General features: G+C 61.1%; 19 protein-coding genes. 15 read left to right on the top strand and 4 right to left on the bottom strand.

What is annotated here, in order from left to right:
- Positions 1–215: 215 nt before the first annotated feature.
- The 5 genes from DKW72_RS06630 to DKW72_RS06610 are packed head-to-tail and all read left to right on the top strand — an operon-like array spanning position 216 to position 5,275.
- A complete protein-coding gene (locus tag DKW72_RS06630; RefSeq protein ID WP_111641549.1) occupies positions 216–476 on the top strand; it encodes a DUF4212 domain-containing protein in 261 nt (86 codons plus the stop codon).
- Positions 477–484: 8 nt separating this feature from the next.
- On the top strand, positions 485–2,251 hold the full coding sequence (locus DKW72_RS06625; RefSeq protein ID WP_111641548.1) for a sodium:solute symporter family protein: 1,767 nt from the start codon (positions 485–487) through the stop codon (positions 2,249–2,251).
- Between the two features lie 12 nt (positions 2,252–2,263).
- On the top strand, positions 2,264–2,788 hold the full coding sequence (locus tag DKW72_RS06620; RefSeq protein WP_111641547.1) for a hypothetical protein: 525 nt from the start codon (positions 2,264–2,266) through the stop codon (positions 2,786–2,788).
- 8 nt (positions 2,789–2,796) lie between these two features.
- Entirely contained in the window at positions 2,797–4,632 is a 1,836-nt protein-coding gene (locus DKW72_RS06615; RefSeq protein ID WP_111641546.1) for a DUF294 nucleotidyltransferase-like domain-containing protein, read from the top strand.
- A gap of 7 nt (positions 4,633–4,639) precedes the next feature.
- A complete protein-coding gene (locus DKW72_RS06610) occupies positions 4,640–5,275 on the top strand; it encodes a 3'-5' exonuclease (RefSeq protein ID WP_157960415.1) in 636 nt (211 codons plus the stop codon).
- Between the two features lie 360 nt (positions 5,276–5,635).
- Here the strand turns inward: DKW72_RS06610 and DKW72_RS06605 are convergent, their stop codons facing one another.
- Positions 5,636–5,854 (bottom strand): DUF6500 family protein, encoded by a 219-nt coding sequence (locus tag DKW72_RS06605; RefSeq protein ID WP_111641544.1) that lies wholly within the window; start codon positions 5,852–5,854, stop codon positions 5,636–5,638.
- A gap of 117 nt (positions 5,855–5,971) precedes the next feature.
- Positions 5,972–8,308, bottom strand: coding sequence for a Tex family protein (locus tag DKW72_RS06600; RefSeq protein WP_111641543.1), 2,337 nt, complete (start codon positions 8,306–8,308; stop codon positions 5,972–5,974).
- A 217-nt stretch (positions 8,309–8,525) separates the two neighbouring features.
- Between DKW72_RS06600 and DKW72_RS06595 the strand changes: the two genes are divergently transcribed.
- The 10 genes from DKW72_RS06595 to DKW72_RS06550 all read left to right on the top strand — a co-directional run bounded on the left by DKW72_RS06595 (position 8,526) and on the right by DKW72_RS06550 (position 19,073).
- Positions 8,526–8,900 carry a GntR family transcriptional regulator gene (locus tag DKW72_RS06595; RefSeq protein WP_111641542.1) on the top strand — a complete coding sequence of 125 codons (375 nt, stop codon included), beginning with the start codon at positions 8,526–8,528 and terminating at the stop codon, positions 8,898–8,900.
- Complete coding sequence (locus DKW72_RS06590) at positions 8,900–9,796, top strand: ABC transporter ATP-binding protein (RefSeq protein WP_111641541.1); 897 nt, start codon at positions 8,900–8,902, stop codon at positions 9,794–9,796. Before DKW72_RS06595 ends, DKW72_RS06590 begins: the two co-directional genes overlap by 1 nt.
- 1 nt (position 9,797) lies before the next feature.
- Positions 9,798–10,769, top strand: a complete 972-nt coding sequence (locus DKW72_RS06585) for a hypothetical protein (protein ID WP_111641540.1) — start codon at positions 9,798–9,800, stop codon at positions 10,767–10,769.
- Positions 10,770–10,806: 37 nt separating this feature from the next.
- On the top strand, positions 10,807–11,040 hold the full coding sequence (locus DKW72_RS06580; RefSeq protein WP_157960414.1) for an SHOCT domain-containing protein: 234 nt from the start codon (positions 10,807–10,809) through the stop codon (positions 11,038–11,040).
- Between the two features lie 96 nt (positions 11,041–11,136).
- Complete coding sequence (locus DKW72_RS06575; protein WP_111641538.1) at positions 11,137–12,336, top strand: efflux RND transporter periplasmic adaptor subunit; 1,200 nt, start codon at positions 11,137–11,139, stop codon at positions 12,334–12,336.
- A complete protein-coding gene (locus DKW72_RS06570; protein WP_111641537.1) occupies positions 12,333–15,467 on the top strand; it encodes an efflux RND transporter permease subunit in 3,135 nt (1,044 codons plus the stop codon). Before DKW72_RS06575 ends, DKW72_RS06570 begins: the two co-directional genes overlap by 4 nt.
- Positions 15,460–15,768, top strand: coding sequence for a DUF3144 domain-containing protein (locus tag DKW72_RS06565; protein WP_111641536.1), 309 nt, complete (start codon positions 15,460–15,462; stop codon positions 15,766–15,768). Before DKW72_RS06570 ends, DKW72_RS06565 begins: the two co-directional genes overlap by 8 nt.
- The gene (locus DKW72_RS06560) at positions 15,749–16,744 is read left to right on the top strand and encodes a lipid A deacylase LpxR family protein (RefSeq protein WP_111641535.1); all 996 of its coding nucleotides are present in this window, start codon (positions 15,749–15,751) and stop codon (positions 16,742–16,744) included. The genes DKW72_RS06565 and DKW72_RS06560 overlap by 20 nt, the downstream gene beginning before the upstream one ends.
- Positions 16,745–16,752: 8 nt before the next feature.
- Positions 16,753–18,015, top strand: a complete 1,263-nt coding sequence (locus tag DKW72_RS06555) for a glycosyltransferase (protein WP_111641534.1) — start codon at positions 16,753–16,755, stop codon at positions 18,013–18,015.
- Between the two features lie 5 nt (positions 18,016–18,020).
- Positions 18,021–19,073 (top strand): metal-dependent hydrolase, encoded by a 1,053-nt coding sequence (locus tag DKW72_RS06550; protein ID WP_111641533.1) that lies wholly within the window; start codon positions 18,021–18,023, stop codon positions 19,071–19,073.
- Here the strand turns inward: DKW72_RS06550 and DKW72_RS06545 are convergent.
- Positions 19,070–20,002: a PA2778 family cysteine peptidase gene (locus tag DKW72_RS06545; RefSeq protein ID WP_111641532.1), complete on the bottom strand. Its 933-nt coding sequence runs from the start codon at positions 20,000–20,002 to the stop codon at positions 19,070–19,072. The genes DKW72_RS06550 and DKW72_RS06545 overlap by 4 nt on opposite strands.
- On the bottom strand, positions 20,002–20,346 hold the full coding sequence (locus tag DKW72_RS06540; protein ID WP_111641531.1) for a PA2779 family protein: 345 nt from the start codon (positions 20,344–20,346) through the stop codon (positions 20,002–20,004). The genes DKW72_RS06545 and DKW72_RS06540 overlap by 1 nt, the downstream gene beginning before the upstream one ends.
- Between the last annotated feature and the right edge of the window lie 116 nt (positions 20,347–20,462).

Here is a 20,462-nt window from a genome sequence, read left to right as displayed (position 1 = left end):
CGGTTTTATTGCTCGGAGGTCGAAGGTCTGGTGTCACTACCTTGAAGTTAGCGGCCGGGCGGGCCTGAGCTTGAGCGTTGGCAGTGAGGAAATGTCGCGTCATTGGGGGTATCCGCATGAACTTTTGCTTTTGCGGGGAGGACGAATCGCCCACCCTGGGTTAGACTTGGGCGTAGACCTGAACCACAAGCACAATAACCAGGGAGAATAACTCCATGACTGATGAGAAATCCCAAGCTGCCCTTTACTGGAAAGCGAATGTCCGGCTGATTTTCGGTTGCCTGTTTGTCTGGGCACTGGTGTCTTTCGGCTTTGCCATTCTGCTGCGCCCGCTTTTAAGCAGTATTCCTATCGGGGGCACTGACCTGGGCTTCTGGTTTGCCCAGCAGGGCTCGATCCTGAGCTTTATTGCCTTGATCTTCTTTTACGCCTGGCGCATGAACCGCCTGGATAAAAAATTCGGCCTGGATGAGTAATAGCGCCCATGAGTCAGTTCGCGATTAACCTTCTGTTTGTGGGCGCCTCCTTCGCCCTGTATATCGGTATTGCCATCTGGGCCCGCGCCGGGTCCACCAAAGAATTCTACGTCGCCGGGGGCGGCGTACACCCGGTTACCAACGGCATGGCCACTGCCGCTGACTGGATGTCTGCCGCCTCGTTTATTTCCATGGCGGGCCTGATCGCCGCCGGAGGGTACGCCAGCTCCACTTATCTGATGGGGTGGACCGGGGGCTTTGTGCTGTTGGCGATGCTGTTGGCACCCTACCTGCGCAAGTTCGGCAAGTTTACTGTGCCGGATTTCGTTGGCGACCGCTTTTACAGCAGTGAAGCCCGGCTGGTCGCCGTAATCTGCCTGATTACCGCTTCGGTCACCTACGTCATCGGGCAGATGACCGGTGCCGGTGTCGCCTTCTCCCGCTTTCTGGAAATCAGCAACACGGCTGGCATCTGGATTGCGGCAGCCGTGGTGTTCCTCTACGCGGTCTTTGGCGGCATGAAAGGCATCACCTATACCCAGGTGGCTCAGTATGTGGTGCTGATCGTTGCCTACACCATTCCCGCTGTATTCATCTCCCTGCAGTTGACCGGCAACCCGATTCCGCCGCTGGGGCTGTTCAGCACTCACGTCGAATCCGGACTGCCTCTGCTCCAGACCCTCGACCAGGTAGTGCGCGAGCTGGGCTTTCAGGACTACACGGCCGATGTCGACAATAAGCTCAACATGGTGCTCTTTACCCTGTCCCTGATGATCGGTACCGCTGGCCTGCCGCATGTGATCATCCGCTTCTTCACGGTACCCAAAGTGGCCGATGCGCGCTGGTCCGCCGGTTGGGCGTTGGTGTTTATCGCCATGCTTTACCTTACGGCACCGGCGGTGGCTTCTATGGCGCGGCTCAACCTGTATACCACCATTTACCCGGAGGGGCCCACTGAACCGGCGTTGGCCTACGAGGATCGGCCGGAATGGATTCGCACTTGGGAAGACACGGGCTTGATCCGCTATGAAGACAAGAACGAAGACGGTCGTATCCAGCTGTACAACGATTCGCCAGAATTTGCTCCCACCGCCGCCGAACGTGGTTGGGAGGGTAACGAGTTGACAGTGAACAGCGACATCCTGGTCCTGGCGAACCCGGAGATTGCCAACCTGCCGCCCTGGGTGATTGGCCTGATTGCCGCCGGGGGCATTGCCGCCGCGCTGTCGACGGCAGCGGGGCTGTTGCTGGCGATTTCTTCGGCGATCAGTCACGACCTGATCAAGAAAACCCTGAAGCCGGATATCAGTGAGAAGGGCGAGATGCTCGCAGCGCGGATATCCATGGCGGGGGCGATTCTATTGGCAACCTATCTGGGGCTTAATCCGCCGGGCTTCGCCGCCCAGGTGGTGGCGCTCGCCTTCGGTATTGCCGCGGCCTCCATCTTCCCGGTGTTGATGATGGGCATCTTCTCCACCCGTATGAATAAGTACGGTGCGGTCTCGGGGATGCTGGCGGGCCTGTTGAGCACGCTGTTTTATATCTTCACCTTTCTGGGCTTTTTCTTTATCCCGGGCACCAACCTGCTTGCCAATATCCCGGAGAACTGGCTGTTCGGTATTTCGCCCCTGTCCTTCGGGGCCGTCGGTGCCTTGATCAACTTTGCCGTCGCCTTTGCCGTGTCTTCGGTCACCAAGCCGCCACCGGTGGAGATCCAGGAACTGGTGGAAAGCGTGCGCTACCCCAAAGGGGCGGGTCAGGCGGTCGACCACTAACGGAGTTCGGCGATGTTGTGGCACTTGATAGCAGCGGCCTTTGCCGGCCTGGGCAGCGCCGGCGTAGCACTGCTGCTGCGCAAGCTCAGTCGCGGGCGCCTGCCCAGGTGGCTGGTCCCGGCCGCCGCAGGCCTGGGCATCCTCGGGTACCAGGTGTACTACGAGTACACTTGGGCCGAGTTCCGCCTGGCGCAGCTGCCCACCGAGGCACAGCTGGTCGAGTCCAGCGCTGCGCCGGCCTTCTGGCGGCCCTGGACCCACATCTTCCCCATGACCACCGCTTTTACCGTGGTCGATACCGGGAGTATCGCCAGCACCCGCATCGAGGGCGACAAGGTGGTGCGTTTCGTCGCCTACCACTTTGAACGCGATGCCATCGAGCGCATGCATTATCAGGGCTACCTGCTCAATTGCACCACTGGCGAGCGGGTGCCCCTGAGCGAGCAGGGCCGGCCGTCACGGGAAGAGTTGCAGAGGTTGCCCGCCAGCAGTGAGTGGCGGCGCCTGTTGTGTAGTCAAACATCACCGAGGGGGTGAAGGCAGTCATGCCCAGCGCCGACGATCTCGCCGACAGTCTGCAATTTCTTCTGCACCGTCCGCCTTTCGATCAGTTGGAAGAGCCGGTGCTGCTGGAGCTGTGCGAGCAGCTACTGATTCACTACCAGCCCCACCAGCAAGATCAGCCACTGAGCACCGCTGACTACCTCAACATCATCCGCTCCGGCGCCATCGAGCTGCGCAACCGCCAGGGCGGGCTGGTGGACCGGCTGCACGAAGGCGATGTGTTTGGCATCAGCAGCGCGCTGGAGCAGAACACCCAGGGGCTCACGGTTCACACGCTGGAAGATTGTCTGCTCTATCGCCTGCCCAAAGTCGCGTTCGACAAGTTGATGCGCAACCACCGGGAGCTGGCGGGTTTTTTCCGTAAACTAGCGGATCAGCGCCAGAGCATGAGCGCGCTCGAGCCGCCCACCAGCCATCCCCTGATGCAGAAAGTCGGGCACTGGATGTCGCGGGAACTGACCTGCGCCACGCCCACGCAGAGTGTGCAGGAGGGTGCGGTGCTGATGCGCGAGGCCCGGGTCTCGAGCCTGCTGATTGCGGAGGAGGGCAACCTGCACGGCATCGTGACCGACCGGGATTTGCGCTCGCGCGTGCTGGCCGAAGGCCTTGGGGGCGATACACCGCTCGCAAAAATCATGACCCCGGAACCCACAGCTACCCATCCCGGTGCCACCCTGCTCGACGCCCAGTGGCTGATGAGCGAAAAACAATTGCACCACTTGCCGGTATTGGCGAAGGGACGTCTGGTAGGCATGCTTACGGTCACCGACCTGATGCGCTCCCAGGAAGATTCGCCGCTGTTCTTTGTTCAACGCCTGAGCCGGGAAGAGAGCCTGAAGGGCCTGGCCCGGCAGATGGCCGGTTGTCGCCAATGGCTCGACCGCTTGCGTCAGCAGGACAGTGCCTTACCGCTGCTGGGCCAGCTGTATACCACGGTCATCGACGGCCTCACCCGGCGCTTGCTGCAGCTGGGTGAGCAGCGTCTGGGCGCGCCACCCATGGCCTACGGCTGGCTCGCCTTTGGCTCCCAGGCACGCCGGGAAATGACCCTGGAATCCGATCAGGACAATGGTCTTATTCTGAGCCGGGAGCCGGATAAGGACGAAGCGCATTACTTCGAGCAGCTGGCGCAATGGGTGTGCGATGGGCTCGATCGTTGCGGCCTGCGCCACTGCCCGGGCGATGTCATGGCGAGTAATACCCAGTGGCGCCTGAGCATGGAGGGCTGGAACAGACAGTTTGATCAGTGGATCGAAAGCCCGACCCACAAAGCATTGATGTACTGCAGTATCTTTTTTGACTGGCGTCTGGTGGCCGGGCCGGACCGCTTACAGGAGGGGCTGCGCGCGCGTATGCGCGGCATCAAACCGGACAGCCGTTTTATCGCCATGCTCACCCAGGGCGCCTTGCGTCACTCGCCGCCCATCGGTTTTTTTCGCAGCGTCTTGCTGACCCATTCAGGCGAACACAAAAACCAGCTCGATATCAAACATGAAGGCCTGGCGCTGGTCAACGATCTCGCCCGCATCCACGCCCTGGCGGTGGGCAGCGACGCACAGAACACTCTCGACCGATTGGTGGCCGCTGCTGAGCACGGCTCCCTGTCGGACAAGCTTGCGCGCGATCTGCGCTACGCCTGGTTGCTGCTCACCCGGTTGCGCCAGCAGCGCAGCAACAGCGGCGACTACACCGGCCACTGGCTCTCGCCCAAAGACCTGAGCCCGAATGAAAAGCAGCGCCTCAAAGCGGCGTTCAGCACCATCAAGGACGCTCAAAGCGCGGCCTTGCAACATTTTGCCGGCGGTTATCAGGGGTGAATGCACCGTGAGTGAAACGCCGCGACTGTTCGACCAGGCACTGCTTGCCATCGACCTGGAAATGACCGGTCTCGATCCCAGGCGCGATCACATCCTGAGTATTGGCGCCGTTCCCCTCACCGTCGAGGGCATTCCCCTGGGGCAGGCCCAGCACTGGTTGCTGCAAACCGACGCGCGTGTCAGCGACAGCGCCACCATCCACCATCTGCGGGATCATGACCTGAAAGTGGGCGGCGGCGAGCCCGACGAGATTCTGCAAAACCTTTTGCAGCAGCTGCAAGATCGCGTGCTGATTACGCACGGCGGCGAACTGGACATTCGCTTTCTCGACCACCGCCACCGTCATTACTTCGGCAAAAAATGGCGCCCGCAGCGCCTGGACACCCAGTACTTTACCCGCCGCCAACTCGGCCGCCGCAGTGAACAGATGCCCACCGCCAAAGCACTCAACCTGCGTGCCTGCCGCGAGCGTTACCACCTGCCCAACTGGCGCGCCCATCACGCCCTGAGCGACGCCATCGCCACCGCCGAACTCTTCCAGGCCCAACTCCGCGACGCCTTCCCCAGAGACCACAACCCGCCTTGGCGCGACGCCCGAAAAAGTTTCAGCAGCCTCTTATCCCGGTGGGGGTGGCAGTATTGAACCCTGACAGATGTATTGTTTAGGTTTGGGTGCCTCAGGTGTCGGATTACGCCCTTCGGGCTAATCCGACCTACAGGAAACAGAGAGCCATTGTTCAAGTAGGTCGGATTAGCCCGAAGGGCGTAATCCGACAATATGCCACCCAAACCACCTCAAGGCGCCCAGGCTCGCGTAGGTCGGATTAGCACAGCGTAATCCGACAATGCAGCCCCCCAAACTACACCCACGCACTAAGCCCACGTAGGTCGGATTAGCGCAGCGTAATCCGACAATGCAGCCCCCAACCACACCCACGCACCCAGCCCACGTAGGTCGGATTAGCCCGAAGGGCGTAATCCGACACCTGAGGCACCCAGCCAATCAGAGTCGCCTCTCAACCATGGTCTTGATCTTCACCGCCTTCTCAAAATGATCCAGCTTATGGGTTTGAATCCACCAGGTAGCCGCTTCCATTAACAGCTCCGGGTCGTCATTTTTGTTGGCAAAGAACGCATAAAAGGAAACGCCGACGCTTTCACCCTTCGCCAGTATTTTCTTGGTGCATACGTCGATAATTTTTGTTCTAAGTTCCTCTCTCATACAGACTTGGCCTTTTACAATTTCCTTTGTTCTGACTGTCAGAAAAACCCTGGCGAAATTGCCGGAAACATTCACAAAAAAGCCCGCACAAGGCGGGCTTCTTCAACATCGAACCACTTACTTCTTCTTCATGGCCTGCTGCAACAACGCACCCATACTCCCCAGGCTGGGCTGCGGCGATGGCTGCTTCTGCCGCTGGCCACCACGCGGGCTGTTGTTACCGCCGCCTTTACCGCGGTTGCTGCGGGGGGCGCTGCCGTCGGTTTTTTCGCCGGGCTCGTCGTCCAGGCGCATGGACATGCCGATGCGGTTGCGCGGGACGTCCACTTCCATCACTTTCACTTTGACGATGTCGCCGGCTTTGACTACTTCGCGCGGGTCTTTGACAAAGGTGTTGGACAGGGCGGAGATGTGCACCAGGCCGTCCTGGTGTACGCCCACGTCGACAAAGGCACCGAAGTTGGTGACGTTGGTGACAGTGCCTTCCAGGATCATGCCCGGCTCCAGGTCCTTGATGGTGTCCACACCTTCCTGGAACTGGGCGGTTTTGAATTCCGGGCGCGGGTCGCGGCCGGGTTTGTCCAGTTCCTTGATGATATCGGTGACTGTGGGCAGGCCGAAGGTGTCGTCGGTGTAGTCGGCCGCTTTAAGGCCGCGCAAAAACGCCGAGTCGCCGATCAGACTGCGCACTTCGCGGCCGTTGACCTGGGCGATTTTTTCCACCACCGGGTAGGATTCCGGATGCACCGCCGAAGCGTCGAGCGGGTTGTCGCCGCCGGCGACGCGCAGGAAGCCCGCCGCCTGCTCAAAGGTTTTGTCCCCCAGGCGCGGGACTTTTTTCAGGTCCTTGCGTGACTTGAAGGTGCCATTGGCATCGCGGAATTCCACGATATTGTTGGCGAGGGTCTGGTTCAGGCCCGACACCCGGGCCAGCAGTGGCGCGGAGGCGGTGTTCAGCTCCACGCCCACGGCGTTCACACAGTCTTCCACCACCGCGTCCAGCGAGCGCGCCAGCTGGGTTTGGGAGACGTCGTGCTGGTACTGGCCCACACCGATGGATTTGGGGTCGATTTTCACCAGTTCGGCGAGCGGGTCCTGCAGGCGTCGGGCGATGGAGATGGCGCCGCGGATGGTGACGTCCAGGTCCGGGAATTCCCGCGCCGCAAATTCAGACGCGGAGTACACCGAGGCGCCCGCCTCGTTGACCATCACCGCTGTGGCTTGCAGGTCGCTGTGCTTTTTCAGGACGTCTTTGACGAACTTCTCTGTTTCCCGGGAGGCGGTACCGTTGCCGATGGCAATCAGGCCGACCTTGTGTTTTTTGCACAGCTCGACAATCACCGCTTCTGCCTGGGCAATCTTGAACTGGGGCGCGGTGGGAAAGATGGCGCCGTGGTCCAGGACCTTGCCGGTGGCATCCACGACCGCGACTTTGACCCCGGTGCGCAGACCCGGATCCAGGCCGATGGTGGCTTTCTGGCCCGCCGGGGCGGCCAGCAACAGGTCTTTCATATTGCTGGCGAAAACCTGAATGGCGCCGTCTTCGGCGCGTTCGCGCAGGCTGCCCAGCAGGTCGGTTTCCAGATGAGTGAGCAGTTTGACCCGCCAGGTCCAGCGCACCACTTCGCCCAGCCACTTGTCTGCCGCCCGGCCCTGGTCGCGAATCTCCCAGTGGTCGGACACCATGGCTTCACAGGGGTGGGACTTGCCCGGTTCGTCGTCGCCCATGGTCAGGGCCAGGGTCAACACCCCTTCGTTGCGGCCGCGGAACATGGCCAGGGCCCGGTGCGAGGGCACGCCCTTGAGCGGTTCATCGTGTTCGAAGTAGTCGCGGAATTTCTGCACGTCCTGGGCATTGTCAGCTTCCTTGCCGGGCGCGACCCGCGCGCTCAGGGTCGCTTCCCGGTACAGGAAGTCGCGCAGTCTGCCCACCAGGTTGGCGTCTTCGGCGAAGCGCTCCATCAAAATGTATTTGGCGCCATCCAGGGCCGCTTTAATGTCGTCGATCTTGTGTTCGGGGTTGAGGTAGTTGGCGGCCTCGGCTTCCGGGTCCAGGGTGCGATCGGCCAGCAGGGCGTCGGCCAGCGGCTCCAGACCGGCTTCAATGGCGATCTGACCTTTGGTGCGGCGCTTGGGCTTGTAGGGCAGGTAGAGATCTTCCAGGCGGTTTTTGGTGTCAGCCTGGAGAATGTCCTGCTCCAGTTCGGGCGTCAGCTTGTCCTGCTCGGCAATGCTTTTGAGGATGGTGGCGCGCCGATCTTCCAGTTCGCGCAGATAGCGCAGGCGCTCTTCCAGGCCGCGCATCTGGGTATCGTCCAACCCCCCGGTGACCTCTTTACGGTAGCGGGAGATAAAGGGCACGGTGGCGCCTTCGTCCAACAGGGCCACGGCGGCGCTGACCTGCTGCTCGCGGACGTTCAGTTCTTCGGCGATACGCTGGGCGATAGTGTTCATGGCTTCTGGCTCGTTAACAGTTGATTCATTTCAAGCCGCTCATTATGCGCAAAAGCGCCCGCCGATCCAGTCTTGTTTTTACGGGCAATTTATGGCGCAGGCTCGGAGGTGGGATTCGGCGCCACAAAAAAAGACTTGCCAGTCACGGATATGGTGATATAGTTATGTATATCACCAGAGCGGTGCAATACTCATTACCCACTAGCGCAGGTCAACGATGCTGGAACCCTGGAGAGACGATCAGCCCATCTACCGCCAGCTGCATGAGCGGATACTGGGCCTGATTCTGAAAGGCGCGATCAAAGAGGGCGAAGCCATTCCCTCCGTGCGCCAGGTGGCGAGCGATTACCAGATCAATCACCTGACCGTCGCCAAGGCCTATCAGGAACTGGTGGATCAGGGTCTGGTGGAAAAGCGCCGGGGTCTCGGCATGTTCGTGTTGCCGGGGGCGCGGGAACAGGTGGCCGCCAGCGAGCGCAACAAGTTTTTGACTCAGGAATTGCCCCAGCTGCTGGCACGTGCCCGGCAGTTGGGTATCAACGAGGACGAGCTGATCGAGAAGATCAGCCACATGCTGAAGGAGAACCCCTGATGGAAGCCGTCATAAAAGCCCGAGGTCTGACCAAGACCTACGGTAAAACAAAAGCCCTGGACGGGGTCGATCTGGACCTGGCGCCCGGTCGGATCATGGGTCTGATCGGCCCCAATGGCGCGGGCAAAACCACCCTGTTGAAGAGCATTCTCGGCTTGGCACCGGTGGCGGGTGAGCTGTCGGTGCTGGGTATGAATCCCCGCACTGAGCGCAGCCGGCTGCTTGAGCAGGTGTCCTTCATCGCCGACACGGCCATTCTGCCGCGCTGGCTCAAGGTCAGCGAAGCCCTCGACTACATGACCGGTGTGCATCCGCGTTTTGAACGCGAGCGCGCCGAGGCCTTTCTGGCGCGCACGGGTATCAAACGCCAAAGTCGGGTGCGCGAGCTGTCCAAAGGTATGCTGACCCAGTTGCACCTGGCACTGATCATGGCGATCGACAGCAAACTGCTGGTGCTGGATGAGCCTACCCTGGGGCTGGATATCCTGTACCGCAAACAGTTCTACAGCAGTTTACTCGACGACTACTTCGATGCGGATAAAACCCTGTTGATAACCACGCACCAAGTGGAGGAAATCGAAAATCTGCTTACCGATGTCATCTTTATCAAAAACGGCAAGCTCTGCCTGAACGTCGCCATGGATGATCTGGATTCGCTGTACACCGAGTTGCACGTGAGTGCGGATCGGGTGGATCAGGCCCAGGCCCTGGGGCCGATTTATAGCCGCAGTGCGCTGGGCGGAAAGGCGATGATTTTCGAGCAGGTGGAGCGCGCCCGCCTGGCGCCGTTAGGGGAGACGAAAACCCCCAGTCTGGCGGATCTCTTCGTCGCCAAAATGGAAGCGCCGCACAGACCCGGTGCGCCCGCATCGAGCGGATTAGAGGGAGTGGCTTGAGATGAACAAAACCATCATGCAACTGAAGCGCGAACTGTGGGAGTGCCGGGCCAGTTTTATCCGCACGCCGATTATTTTGGCGGGCCTGCTGATGCTGCTGCTGATCGTGGGGCAGGTGACGGTTCAGTTTAAGCTGGGCGACAATTTCCCGCAGCCGGACGTTTCCAATACCGAGGTCGAATCCAGTGGTAACGGACTTCGTCTGCAACTTTCCGATGACAGATCCTACGAAATTGATGCCGCCGACCTTCATAAACTGAAAAGTGGCGAACTCTACTCTTCTCACCCGCAACTTCTGGGTGCCGCTTTGGGCATGATTCATATCGTGTTCGCGCTGGTACTGTTACCGATCCTGTCAGTCTACTTCCTGGGCTCGCTCTACAGTGACCGCCGCGACCAGAGTGTCTTCTTCTGGAAATCCCTGCCGGTGACCGAGCGACGGAATGTGCTTACCAAGCTGGCCGCCGGGGTCTTGGGTGCCCCCATTTTCTTTGGGGCGGCGGCGCTCGCTACGGGGATTTTTTATCTGGTGTTGATCTCTGTTTACACCGGTGTGTTTCTGAATCTACCACTGCCGGGCTTGGGTCATATCCTGAGCTCGTTCCTGGGCAGCATCGCGAGTCTGGTTGCGGGCTGGCTGATGATGTCGCTCTGGGCCTTGCCGATCTTCTGCTGGCTGATGTTCTGCTCGGCGCTAGCGAAGAAGGTGCCATTCCTGATGGCACTGGGCATTCCTTTGGCGCTGGTGGTTCTGGAGTTCTGGGCCCTGGGGAGTCGTCACATCGGTAGTGCCTTGGGCGACCAGGCCAAGTGGGCGCTGGCGTCCCTGGGCAAGGTGATTCCCTTTCCTGACCAGATCGGCATTCAGGCGCTTCAGATGCTGGCAGAACCGGCGCTCTGGATCGGCTGGCTCATCAGTGCCTTATTGTTGGCCGCGAGCATTTGGCTGCGCAACTACCGCTATGAAATTTAATCCAACCCACTCACAACTTGTAAATGGAGCTTTACCGATGAATAACAAAATCATTCTGGCATCACTGTTGGCGTCATCTCTGGCCATGGGCGGCTGCTTTTTCCACGGTGGCTCCCACGAGCACGTCAATCTGCCCACCCTGGGCCAGGAGCTGACCGATCTTCAGGTGGCCTTCGACAAAGGTGCTATCAGTCAGCAGGAATACGAGCGGGAAAAAGCGAGGCTGCTGCGGGAGCAACATCGGGCGCGGTCCGAGCAGAGCGAACGGTAACGGTTTGGTACATGCCAACGCGGCCCTGACAGGTTACACTGTCGGGCCCTGAAAACGGCTTCATGTGTACCCAGGACATCCCCTAAGGAGTTCGCTGTGAATGTCTCTGCCCGCCGCCTGCTGCGACTGCCTCCGGTACTGATAGTGCTGGCGGTGGGCGCGCTCGCGATTACCCTTTTGATGGTTTTCAAGCCCCGTCCTCAACCCTTCCCGGAGCCGGAGCCGCCCAAGCCCGTGGTGGAGGTTGTGACGGCCGAGCCCCAACGCCTGAGCCTGCCGGTGCAGACCCAAGGCACGGTACGGCCCCGCCGCCAGATTGAGCTGGTAAGCCAGGTCGCGGGCCGAGTCGAGCAGGTGGCGCCGGCCTTTGTCAGTGGCGGTTATATCGCGCAGGGCGAGTGGCTGGTGGCGCTGGAAGAACAGGACTACGAGCATGCCCTGATTCGCGCTCGCGCCCGGGTGGCCGAGACCGAGAGTCTGCTCGCGAGCGAGCGCGGCCTGGCCCGCCAGGCCGAGCGCGAATGGCGCGATCTGGGCAGCGAGGACGCCAATGCCCTGTTCCTGCGTCGCCCTCAGATCGCAGCCGCAGAAGGCGCACTGGCGGCGGCGCGGGCGGATCTGGCCCAGGCTGAGCTGGAGCTGGCGCGCACCCGGGTGCGCCTGCCCTTTGATGCCCGGGTGATGGAGACCCATGTGGAGCTGGGCCAGTATGTGACACCGGGCACGCCCATTGCCACGGTCTTTGATGCGGCGGTGGTGGAAGTGGCACTGCCGCTCACTGACACTCAGGCGGCTCTGGTGGACTTGCCCTTGATCGGGCAGCGCCTGGCGCGGGAGGCGCTGCCGGTGGTGACCTTGCGCGCCCGGGTGGCGGGCGACCCGGGTGAGTGGCAAGGGCGCATTACCCGCACCCGCGCCAGTGTCGATACCCAATCCCGCCTTTTGCACGCCATTGCGGAAGTCGAGTCACCTTTTGATACCGACGTCCATCCTCTGCCGCTGTTGGTGGGTACCTTTGTGGAAGCGGAGATTGCCGGGCGCGCCCTCGACGGCCTGGTGGCGCTGCCGGTGAGCGCGGTGTTCCGCCGGAACAGGGTCTACACTCTGGACGGGCGCACCGTGCAGGAAAAAACCGTGCAGGTGATTCATCGGGATGATGCCCGTATCTGGGTGCGCGGCGATCTGGCAGAGGGCGAGAAAATCATCAGTGACCGCCAGGGCTATGTCAGCCCGGGTATGGAGGTCACCCTGCCCGAGGACAGCAGTGAAAACGACGAGGGTGAGACCGAGTCATGAACCGCCTGATCCAATGGTTTGTCGAGAACAAAGTCGCCGCCAATCTGTTGATGATACTGATTTTTATTGGTGCCTGGAGCAGTATCGGCAAGCTCGACAAAGAAGTGTTTCCGGCGGTGGCCAGAAATTATATCGAAGTGTCCATGGCCTACCCGGGCGCCGGGCCCTCGGAGGTGGAAGAGCAGATCGCCATCCGCATTGAGGAGGCCATTGCCGATCTCGACGGCATCTACGAGCTGACCTCCCAGTCGCGCCAGGGCTCGGCCACGGTGCGCGCGGAAGTGCTGGAGGGCTACGATCCCCAGCGCCTGCTCAACGATATCAAAACCCGCGTGGATGCCATCAACACCTTCCCCGGCAATGTCGAACGGCCGGTGACGCGCCAGTTGGTGGGCCGCAGTCAGTTGATGACCCTGGTGTTGCACGGCGAAGTATCCGAGGCCGCACTCAAGGAAACCGCGCACCGCATGCGCAACGAACTGACGCTGTTGGAGGGTGTTGACCACGCCAGCATCGACGGCACCCGCCCCTATGAAATGGCGATCGAAGTGGCCGAGGTGGATCTGCGTCGCTACCAGCTCAGTTTTGATGACATCGCTCAGGCCATTCGCCAATACTCGCTCAACATGCCCGCCGGTTCGATCCGCGCGCGCGAGGGCGATATTCAGATTCAGACCCGGGCCCAGGCCGACAGCGCCGAGGACTTCGGGCGCATTCCGGTGCTCACCCGTTCCGATGGCAGCCGCTTGCTGCTGCGCGATGTGGCGCGCGTGACCGACGGCTTTGAAGACTGGGAAACCCACGCCCAGTTCAACGGCCGTCGGGCGGTCTTCATCAATCTCAATATCACGGAGAATCCGGATATCGTCGCGTCGGCGGAGACGGTCAAGTCCTATGTGCGCGACATGCAGAACGTTCTCGCCCAGGGCATCGAGCTGGATGTCTGGTGGGATATGTCGCGCCTGTACGAAGGTCGGCTCAACCTGTTGTTGGGCAACGCCGTCAACGGTCTGATTCTGGTGTTTATCGTACTCATGTTGTTCTTGCGTCCGCTCCTGGCACTCTGGGTGTGCGTGGGTATCGCGACCGCCTTTGCCGGCGCGGTGTGGCTGCTGCCCTACACCGGGATAAGCGTAAACATGATTTCCCTGTTTGCCTTTTTATTGGTGCTGGGGATTGTGGTGGACGATGCGATCATCGTCGGGGAGAGTATTTATACCCGCCAGCAGCACGGCTTGAAGGGTTCGGCCAGCGCGGCCAGCGGCGCCAAGTTGGTGAGTGTGCCGGTGTTCTTCGCGGTGCTCAGTACCATCATCTTTTTTGTGCCCATGCTCTCCATTCCCGGCGCCATGGGCACCATTGCCGAAGCCATCCCCGTGGTGGTGATTCTGTGTCTGATTTTTTCTCTGGTGGAATGCTTTTGCATTCTGCCCTCGCACTTGTCGCATATGAAGCCGGAACGCCCCAGCCGCTACCGACCCTTACAGTGGCTCACCTGGGTACGTGCTCAAGTGTCCGGTGGCCTCACCTGGTTTGGCGACCGGATTTACCGCCCGGGTCTGGAGCGGTTCTTGAAGTTCAAGGTCGCCACCGTCACCGGTTTTGCCATCGCTTTTACATTGGCTGTGCTTCTGTTCACCGGCGGTTGGCTGCTGACAAGCTTTATGCCCATGGTGCCCTCGGACTACATCAGCGCCAATGTGCGTCTGCCTGAAGGTACGCCCTTCCGGGAAACCGAGCGCATCATGCGCCGGGTCGAAGGTGCGGCGCTGAAACTTCAGGACGACGAACAACTGAGTGGTTACGACGGCGGTAACTTTATTGAGGGTATCCAGACCCGGGCCTGGGGCGTGAATGTACACGTGGGTATCAGTCTGAAGGATGCCGAAGCGCGGGAGATTTCCGGGTTTGAAGTCAGTCGCCGCTGGCGCGAATTGATCGGTGATATTCCCGAGGCCCAAGAGTACCGCTTGCAGTTCACCATCAACGCGCCAGGGGATGACATCAACCTGAACCTGAGCATCGCCGACAACGACCTGGCGGAGCAGGAGCGCGCCGCCGAACGGGTCATGGCGGCGTTGCGAGAGTACCCGGATGTGTACGACGTGCGCAGCAGCCTGCAGGCCGAGCGTCAGGAGATCGACATCAGTCTCAAGCCCCACGCCGAGTACCTCGGCATCAGCCTGGCCCAGGTGGCCAGCCAGGTGCGTCAGGCCTTTTATGGCGAAGAGGCGCAGCGAATTCCCCGGGGCATCGAAGATGTGCGCGTGATGGTGCGTTACCCGCCGGAAGAGCGGCGCGAGCTGGGCCAGCTGGATCATATGCGCGTGCGCGCGCCCGACGGCACTGAAATTCCGCTGCTGGAAGTGGCGGAGATCAATTTTGTGCCCGGCTTTACCGTCATCGACCGGCGCGACCGCAAGCGCAATATCGCCATCTCTGCGAGTACCGATGAGGGTGGTGATGCCAATGCCATTGTCGAGGCTATGATCGAGCGCAACCTGCAGGAGCTGCGCCGGGACTTCCCCGGCCTGACCCTGGAGCCGGCGGGCAATATGCGCGACCAGGCAGACTTTATGGCCAATATGGGGCGCGATTTTCTGATCGCGCTGCTGGTGATTTACGGTCTGATGGCGGTCAACTTCCGCTCCTACTGGCAGCCGCTGCTGATCCTCACCGCCGTGCCTTTCGGTTTTATGGGGGCGGTGATCGGCCATCTGATTATGGGCCGGGAGGTCAGTATGTTGTCCATGCTCGGTTTTATCGCCTGCGCCGGGGTTGTGGTCAACGACAACCTGGTGCTGGTGGATCGGATCAACAGCTTGCGTCGTCAGGGTATGGCGGTGTTTGAGGCGGTGACCCAGGCCGGGCGCGACCGGTTTCGGGCGATTGTGCTTACCTCGCTCACCACCTTTATCGGTTTGATGCCGATCATGTTTGAGCAGAGCGTTCAGGCGCGCTTTCTGATTCCGATGGTGATTTCACTGGCCTACGGGGTGATTTTTGCCACCCTGGTCACTTTGATACTGGTGCCGACGTTATACTGGTTGGGTTATCGAGTGGGCGAGCGCTGGCAGGGCTGGCGCCGCCTGGATGAAGACGAATCAATGCTGGGGAACCCCAATGACTGACGAGAGCGACAAAGTATTCTGGAATCAGGTCGACGCGTTTATCGAACAGGCCAATCAGGCCTGTGAAGCGCAGGAACCCTCGGCGGTGAGCGCCGCCCTGCTGCAAGCCGCCGCGCGCTTTAACGCCTTTGTGGTGGCGGCGTCGTCGATCGACCGCAAAGAGTATATTGTCGAGATGGAGCCATCGCTGAACTACCTGACCGACAATTACCGCCAGCTGTTGAGAGACAATCTGGAAGACTACCGCGAGCACTACAAAATCTACATTCAGGCTGCCCGCGATGCCGAAACGGACGACTAGGCACCGCGCGGCCGTTCTATCCGCCCTTTTGCTTTGGGCGCCGACCGCGCTGGCCGTTGATTGGCTGTCCGTGATCTGGCACAACGATCTGTTTGTGGGTAAGGACGGCGGCGGCTATACCAACGGAGCCTTTGTCGCCTGGTATCGGCTCTCGGCGCTTGACGATACGCCAGAGTTCAAACGGCCGCCATTGCTGCGCGGCTGGTCACCGCTGTTGTTGCCGGCGCGCGACAATGTGCGTTTTGAAGTGAACGCCCACGCACTCGGACAGGTGATGTCGACGCCGCAGAACATCAGTGCGACAACCCCCGAGGTCAATGATGCGCCCTACGCCGGACTGCTGTTTTTGCGCTCGGCTTACTTTGCCGTGTACGACGACTACGCCGATATTCTGGGTCTGAACGTGGGCATCATTGGTCCGGCGTCAGGGGCTGAGCACACCCAGGCGTTTATTCACAAAATAACCGGCTCGACCGACCCGCAGGGTTGGGACTATCAGTTGCGCAACGAGCCGGTATTTAATATTGAGCGCGGCCGCATCTGGCGCCTGGCCAGCTCGCCCCGGGAGCCCTCATTCGATCTGCTTGCGATGGCCGGTGTCAGTGCCGGTAACTTTGAAAGTGCCGCCGGTGGCGGCTTTATTTTACGCTTTGGCGCCGGTCTGCAGGACAGCTTCCCCACCGCCGCCCAGATGACTGGCCGTATCAGCAACCCCATGGCGATTAACGGCGGCTGGAATGTTTACCTGGGGGTGAGTAGCGAATACGTGCACAACCAGATCCTGGTGGAGGGTAATTATCTGCGCAGCAGCGCCTCGGCGGACCTTGAGCATTGGCAGTATCAGTTCAGTGCGGGTTTTTCCTATTCCTGGGATGCCTTCAGTGCAACTCTGTCCCTGTCCGACGGTAACACCATGGACCGGCGCGCTACGGCTCGGCAGCGGTTCGGCTCCCTGACCTTTGCCTGGCGGCTGTAGGACGTCCTATGCGTGTAGTGTGTATTGGTCAGGTGTGGCCCGAGCCGACTTCGTCGGCAGCCGGCAGTCGGTTGTTGCAACTGTTGCACAGTTTTCGCGCGCAGGGTTGGCGGGTCACGTTTGCCTGCGCTGCTGAGCGCACTGAACACTCTGCCGATTTGACGGCTCAAGGGATCAACGAGTTACCGATTGCGCTCAATTGCAGCAGCTTCAATACCCAGCTGGCGGAGTGGCAGCCGGACCTGGTGCTGTTCGATCGCTATCTGAGTGAAGAGCAGTTTGGTTGGCGGGTGGCCAGGACCTGCCCGGACGCAATGCGGGTACTGGACACAGAGGATCTGCACAGTTTGCGCTACGCACGCGAGCGCTTGCTCAAGCAGCAGTCCGGTGACGAGCCGGTTAACGCTGATGCCGAGGCGTTGTACGGAGCCATGGCCAACGATGATATCGCTCTGCGGGAGGTCGCCGCGATCTACCGCAGCGATATGAGCCTGATGATTTCCGAGGCGGAAATGGCGCTGCTGCAAGAGACGTTTGGCGTGCCGGCTTCGTTGCTGCACTATATACCGTTTATGGTGGAACCTGAGGCGTTATCAACCAGCCCGGGCTTCGCTGAGCGGGAGCATTTTGTCACCATCGGCAATTTTCGCCATGGCCCCAATTGGGACGCGGTGCGTTGGTTGAAGTCGGACCTGTGGCCCGCTTTGCGCGCCCGCGTGCCCGGGGCCCAGTTGCATATTTACGGCGCCTATGTGGCTCCCAAGGCGACCCAGTTGCACAACCCCGGGCAGGGGTTCCATGTGTGCGGGCGGGCGGTCAGCGTCGAGGCAGTCATGGGGCGCGCCCGGGTGTGTCTGGCGCCGCTGCGTTTTGGCGCAGGCCTCAAAGGCAAGCTGCTTGATGCCTTGCGCACTCAGACGCCGAGCGTGACGACCGCCATCGGCGCCGAGGGCATGGCTGGCAGCCAGTCCTGGCCCGGTGCACTGGCCAATACTGCCGCGGACTTTGCCGAGGCCGCCGCGGCGCTCTACACGGACGCGGCCCGGTGGCAAACCGCCCGGGCGCGTTGTTTGCCGTTGTTGCGCGAGCGCTTTGATGCGGGCGTACACCGCACCGCCTTGATCGAGCGCCTGTGTGCCGTGCGCACGCATCTGCGCGAGCACCGGCAGCGTAACTTTACCGGTGCCCTGCTCAATCACCACCACCATAAAAGCACCCAATACATGTCTCAGTGGATTGAAGCCAAACAGCGTTTGCGCAACCCGGAATAAGCCCTATGGATCCAGTCGCCCACACCCTGGTCGGGGCCGCGCTTGCGGAGTCCGGTCTGAAAAAACTCACCCGGTACGCGACGCCGACCCTGTTGATCGGGGTCAACCTGCCCGATATCGATGCCCTGGCCATGCTGTGGGGAGAGGACACCTCGCTGTACGTGCGCCGGGGCTGGAGTCACGGGATTCTGGCGATGGTTGTCTTGCCGGTGCTGCTGGTGGCTGCCGTGCTGTTATGGCACCGTTGGCGCGGGCGACTGAGATCCGACGGACCGCCGTTGCACCTGCCCTGGTTGGTGACCATCAGTTTTATTGCGGTCTGGTCGCACCCGCTGCTCGACTGGCTCAATACCTACGGCATCCGCCTGTTGATGCCCTTCGACGACACCTGGTTCTACGGCGATACCCTGTTCATTATCGACCCCTGGGTGTGGCTGCTGGCTGCCACAGGCGTGGTGCTTGCGCGCTCGGCTTCTCGCCCTGAAATTGCCGCTTGGGTGCTGCTGGGTGGGCTCGCGAGCGCGCTGATTTTGACCAGTAGTATGCCTCCGCTCGGTGTCAAGTTGCTGTGGGTGGCTGGTGTTGCGGCGATCGTCGCACTGCGCTGGTGGCGGCCTTCGCCAGCCGCCGGGCAGCGGGTGGCGCAGCTCAGTTTTGCCGCTCTGGTCATGTATGTGTGTGCGGCCTACGGGCTTGCGCGTCTGGCTGAAAGTACCTGGCTGGCGCAAGACGGTGAAGCCATTGCCGTGCAGGCCAACCCGACCCCCGGCGTGCCCAGTGCGCACCGATTGGTGGTGGTTCATGACGATTACTATCAGGTGATCAGTGCCGATGGTGAGCGTCGCACGATTCCCCGGGAGTCACCCAGCCCGGTGGTGGCGCGGGCCATGGCGGACCCCAGCGTGCGCGGCTTTATGCATTGGTCGCGTTTTCTGTACTGGGAGGTCATTGAGCAGGATGATTACTGGCGGGTGATCTTCAGAGATCTGCGTTACCTGATGCCGGACGAAGACCCTGCCGGGATCGGTCACACTGAGGTTCGGGTTCCCAAGGACTAGTCCAGGGCTTCCGACAGCGTGGTTACCGCCGCGGCGTAGCGGCTGTGCGCCGGCGCCAGCTGTTGAGCCCGGTTCGCGGCGGCGAGCGCCGCCTCACGTTGCCCTTGGCGCGCCAGGGCCCAGGCCAGATTATAGTGGCCTGCGGGCGCCTCAGGGGCCCGTTCGATGGCCGCGCCAAACTGGCGTTCGGCCTCGCTGTAGTCGTCTTCCTGATAGGCCAGGTTGCCCAGTGCCATGGGCCCCAGCGGGCTGTCCAGCCAGTGGTTCGCCGCGGCGTGGTAAGCCTTGCGCGCCGGTTCTACGCGGCCCTGTTGTTCCAGTGCCAGGGCTGCTTGCAGGTAGCGCTGGGGGCGGGCGGTGGCAGGCACGGCGTCCGGGGCGGTGATCACCAGAGCCCAGTAATCCCCGAGCTGCCAGGTGCGCTCAAAGCGACGCAGGGACATTACCTGCCGGTACTCTTCCCCCGAGCGCAGGATGACTTCGCCGGCCTCCAGATCAAAGCCGATGACCACCGCGTAATGCCATTGGGGCCAGCGCGGCAATTGCAGGTTCTGCAGTACCAGTACCGGGTTGCCGGCCTGGATTTCCGTCAACAGGTCCGCGAGTTCAGGTTCCAGGACATAGGGCACACGCTCGGCCCGTCGGCTGGCCGCGAGCAGCTCGGTTTGCAGGCTGCCCTGGCGGCCCGGCAGATACACCTGTTCTGACAGGGCGTCCGGGTCGGCCTCACGCAGGCCGCTGGTGTGCAACAGAGTGGCCAGTGCGGAAGGGCCGCACTGGTAATCGGTCTGAGGGAAAAAGGCAGTGGCGCTCAGCTCGGTCGCGGGCGATGCGCTGTACGCATCGTCCAGATCCGGGTACTGCAACGGGGCGTTGGCACAGCCAGCCAGTAGCGTGGCCCCAAGCAGGGCCACGACCCGGGTGAGCATCAGGTCAGCAGAATGACAAGAATCAGTATCAGCAGCACGGTGACAACGCTGCCGCCGGCGGCGAACTGGTCCAGACCCGCGCTCAACTCCATCACCTCGGTATCGGTCATGGCCGCGACGCGCTCCTGGGCCTGGTCCGGGTTCACGCCAAAGCGTTCCAGCTCGGCGCGGATATCATCGCGATTCAGATCATTCAACAGTTGTTGGCGTTCGCCACTGTGCTCCATGACCAGATCCTGGGTGCCGACGATGTCGGCCTGAGCGCTGGGCAGGGCGGCAGCGATCAGCATAAAGGCGCAGGCGATAAACAGCAGGCGGCGAACAGTCAGGCTCAATGCAGTCATGGCGAATCCTCGTTGTAGACTATTGGTCGTCCATGAAGCATAGCAGCTGTTGACTTCGGCGTCGGTGCGGTAGGTCTCAGACGCGGGAATTAGTACTTGTTTATCAATCCCTTGGC

It is taken from the genome of Marinimicrobium alkaliphilum (assembly GCF_003259155.1).
Classification (GTDB): Bacteria; Pseudomonadota; Gammaproteobacteria; order Pseudomonadales; family Cellvibrionaceae; genus Marinimicrobium_A; species Marinimicrobium_A alkaliphilum.
The sequence above is the reverse complement of the archived record's forward strand: the minus strand, read 5'-3'. Positions and strand labels throughout refer to the sequence as shown.

Excerpts from the sequence above, each read along its gene's own strand:
- DKW72_RS06630 (WP_111641549.1), top strand. The coding sequence starts at position 216 with ATGACTGATGAGAAATCCCAAGCTGCCCTTTACTGGAAAGCGAATGTC.
- DKW72_RS06625 (WP_111641548.1), top strand. The coding sequence starts at position 485 with ATGAGTCAGTTCGCGATTAACCTTCTGTTTGTGGGCGCCTCCTTCGCC.
- DKW72_RS06620 (WP_111641547.1), top strand. The coding sequence starts at position 2,264 with ATGTTGTGGCACTTGATAGCAGCGGCCTTTGCCGGCCTGGGCAGCGCC.
- DKW72_RS06615 (WP_111641546.1), top strand. The coding sequence starts at position 2,797 with ATGCCCAGCGCCGACGATCTCGCCGACAGTCTGCAATTTCTTCTGCAC.
- DKW72_RS06605 (WP_111641544.1), bottom strand. The coding sequence starts at position 5,854 with ATGAGAGAGGAACTTAGAACAAAAATTATCGACGTATGCACCAAGAAA.
- DKW72_RS06600 (WP_111641543.1), bottom strand. The coding sequence starts at position 8,308 with ATGAACACTATCGCCCAGCGTATCGCCGAAGAACTGAACGTCCGCGAG.
- DKW72_RS06595 (WP_111641542.1), top strand. The coding sequence starts at position 8,526 with ATGCTGGAACCCTGGAGAGACGATCAGCCCATCTACCGCCAGCTGCAT.
- DKW72_RS06590 (WP_111641541.1), top strand. The coding sequence starts at position 8,900 with ATGGAAGCCGTCATAAAAGCCCGAGGTCTGACCAAGACCTACGGTAAA.
- DKW72_RS06585 (WP_111641540.1), top strand. The coding sequence starts at position 9,798 with ATGAACAAAACCATCATGCAACTGAAGCGCGAACTGTGGGAGTGCCGG.
- DKW72_RS06580 (WP_157960414.1), top strand. The coding sequence starts at position 10,807 with ATGAATAACAAAATCATTCTGGCATCACTGTTGGCGTCATCTCTGGCC.
- DKW72_RS06570 (WP_111641537.1), top strand. The coding sequence starts at position 12,333 with ATGAACCGCCTGATCCAATGGTTTGTCGAGAACAAAGTCGCCGCCAAT.
- DKW72_RS06565 (WP_111641536.1), top strand. The coding sequence starts at position 15,460 with ATGACTGACGAGAGCGACAAAGTATTCTGGAATCAGGTCGACGCGTTT.
- DKW72_RS06560 (WP_111641535.1), top strand. The coding sequence starts at position 15,749 with ATGCCGAAACGGACGACTAGGCACCGCGCGGCCGTTCTATCCGCCCTT.
- DKW72_RS06555 (WP_111641534.1), top strand. The coding sequence starts at position 16,753 with ATGCGTGTAGTGTGTATTGGTCAGGTGTGGCCCGAGCCGACTTCGTCG.
- DKW72_RS06550 (WP_111641533.1), top strand. The coding sequence starts at position 18,021 with ATGGATCCAGTCGCCCACACCCTGGTCGGGGCCGCGCTTGCGGAGTCC.
- DKW72_RS06545 (WP_111641532.1), bottom strand. The coding sequence starts at position 20,002 with ATGCTCACCCGGGTCGTGGCCCTGCTTGGGGCCACGCTACTGGCTGGC.
- DKW72_RS06540 (WP_111641531.1), bottom strand. The coding sequence starts at position 20,346 with ATGACTGCATTGAGCCTGACTGTTCGCCGCCTGCTGTTTATCGCCTGC.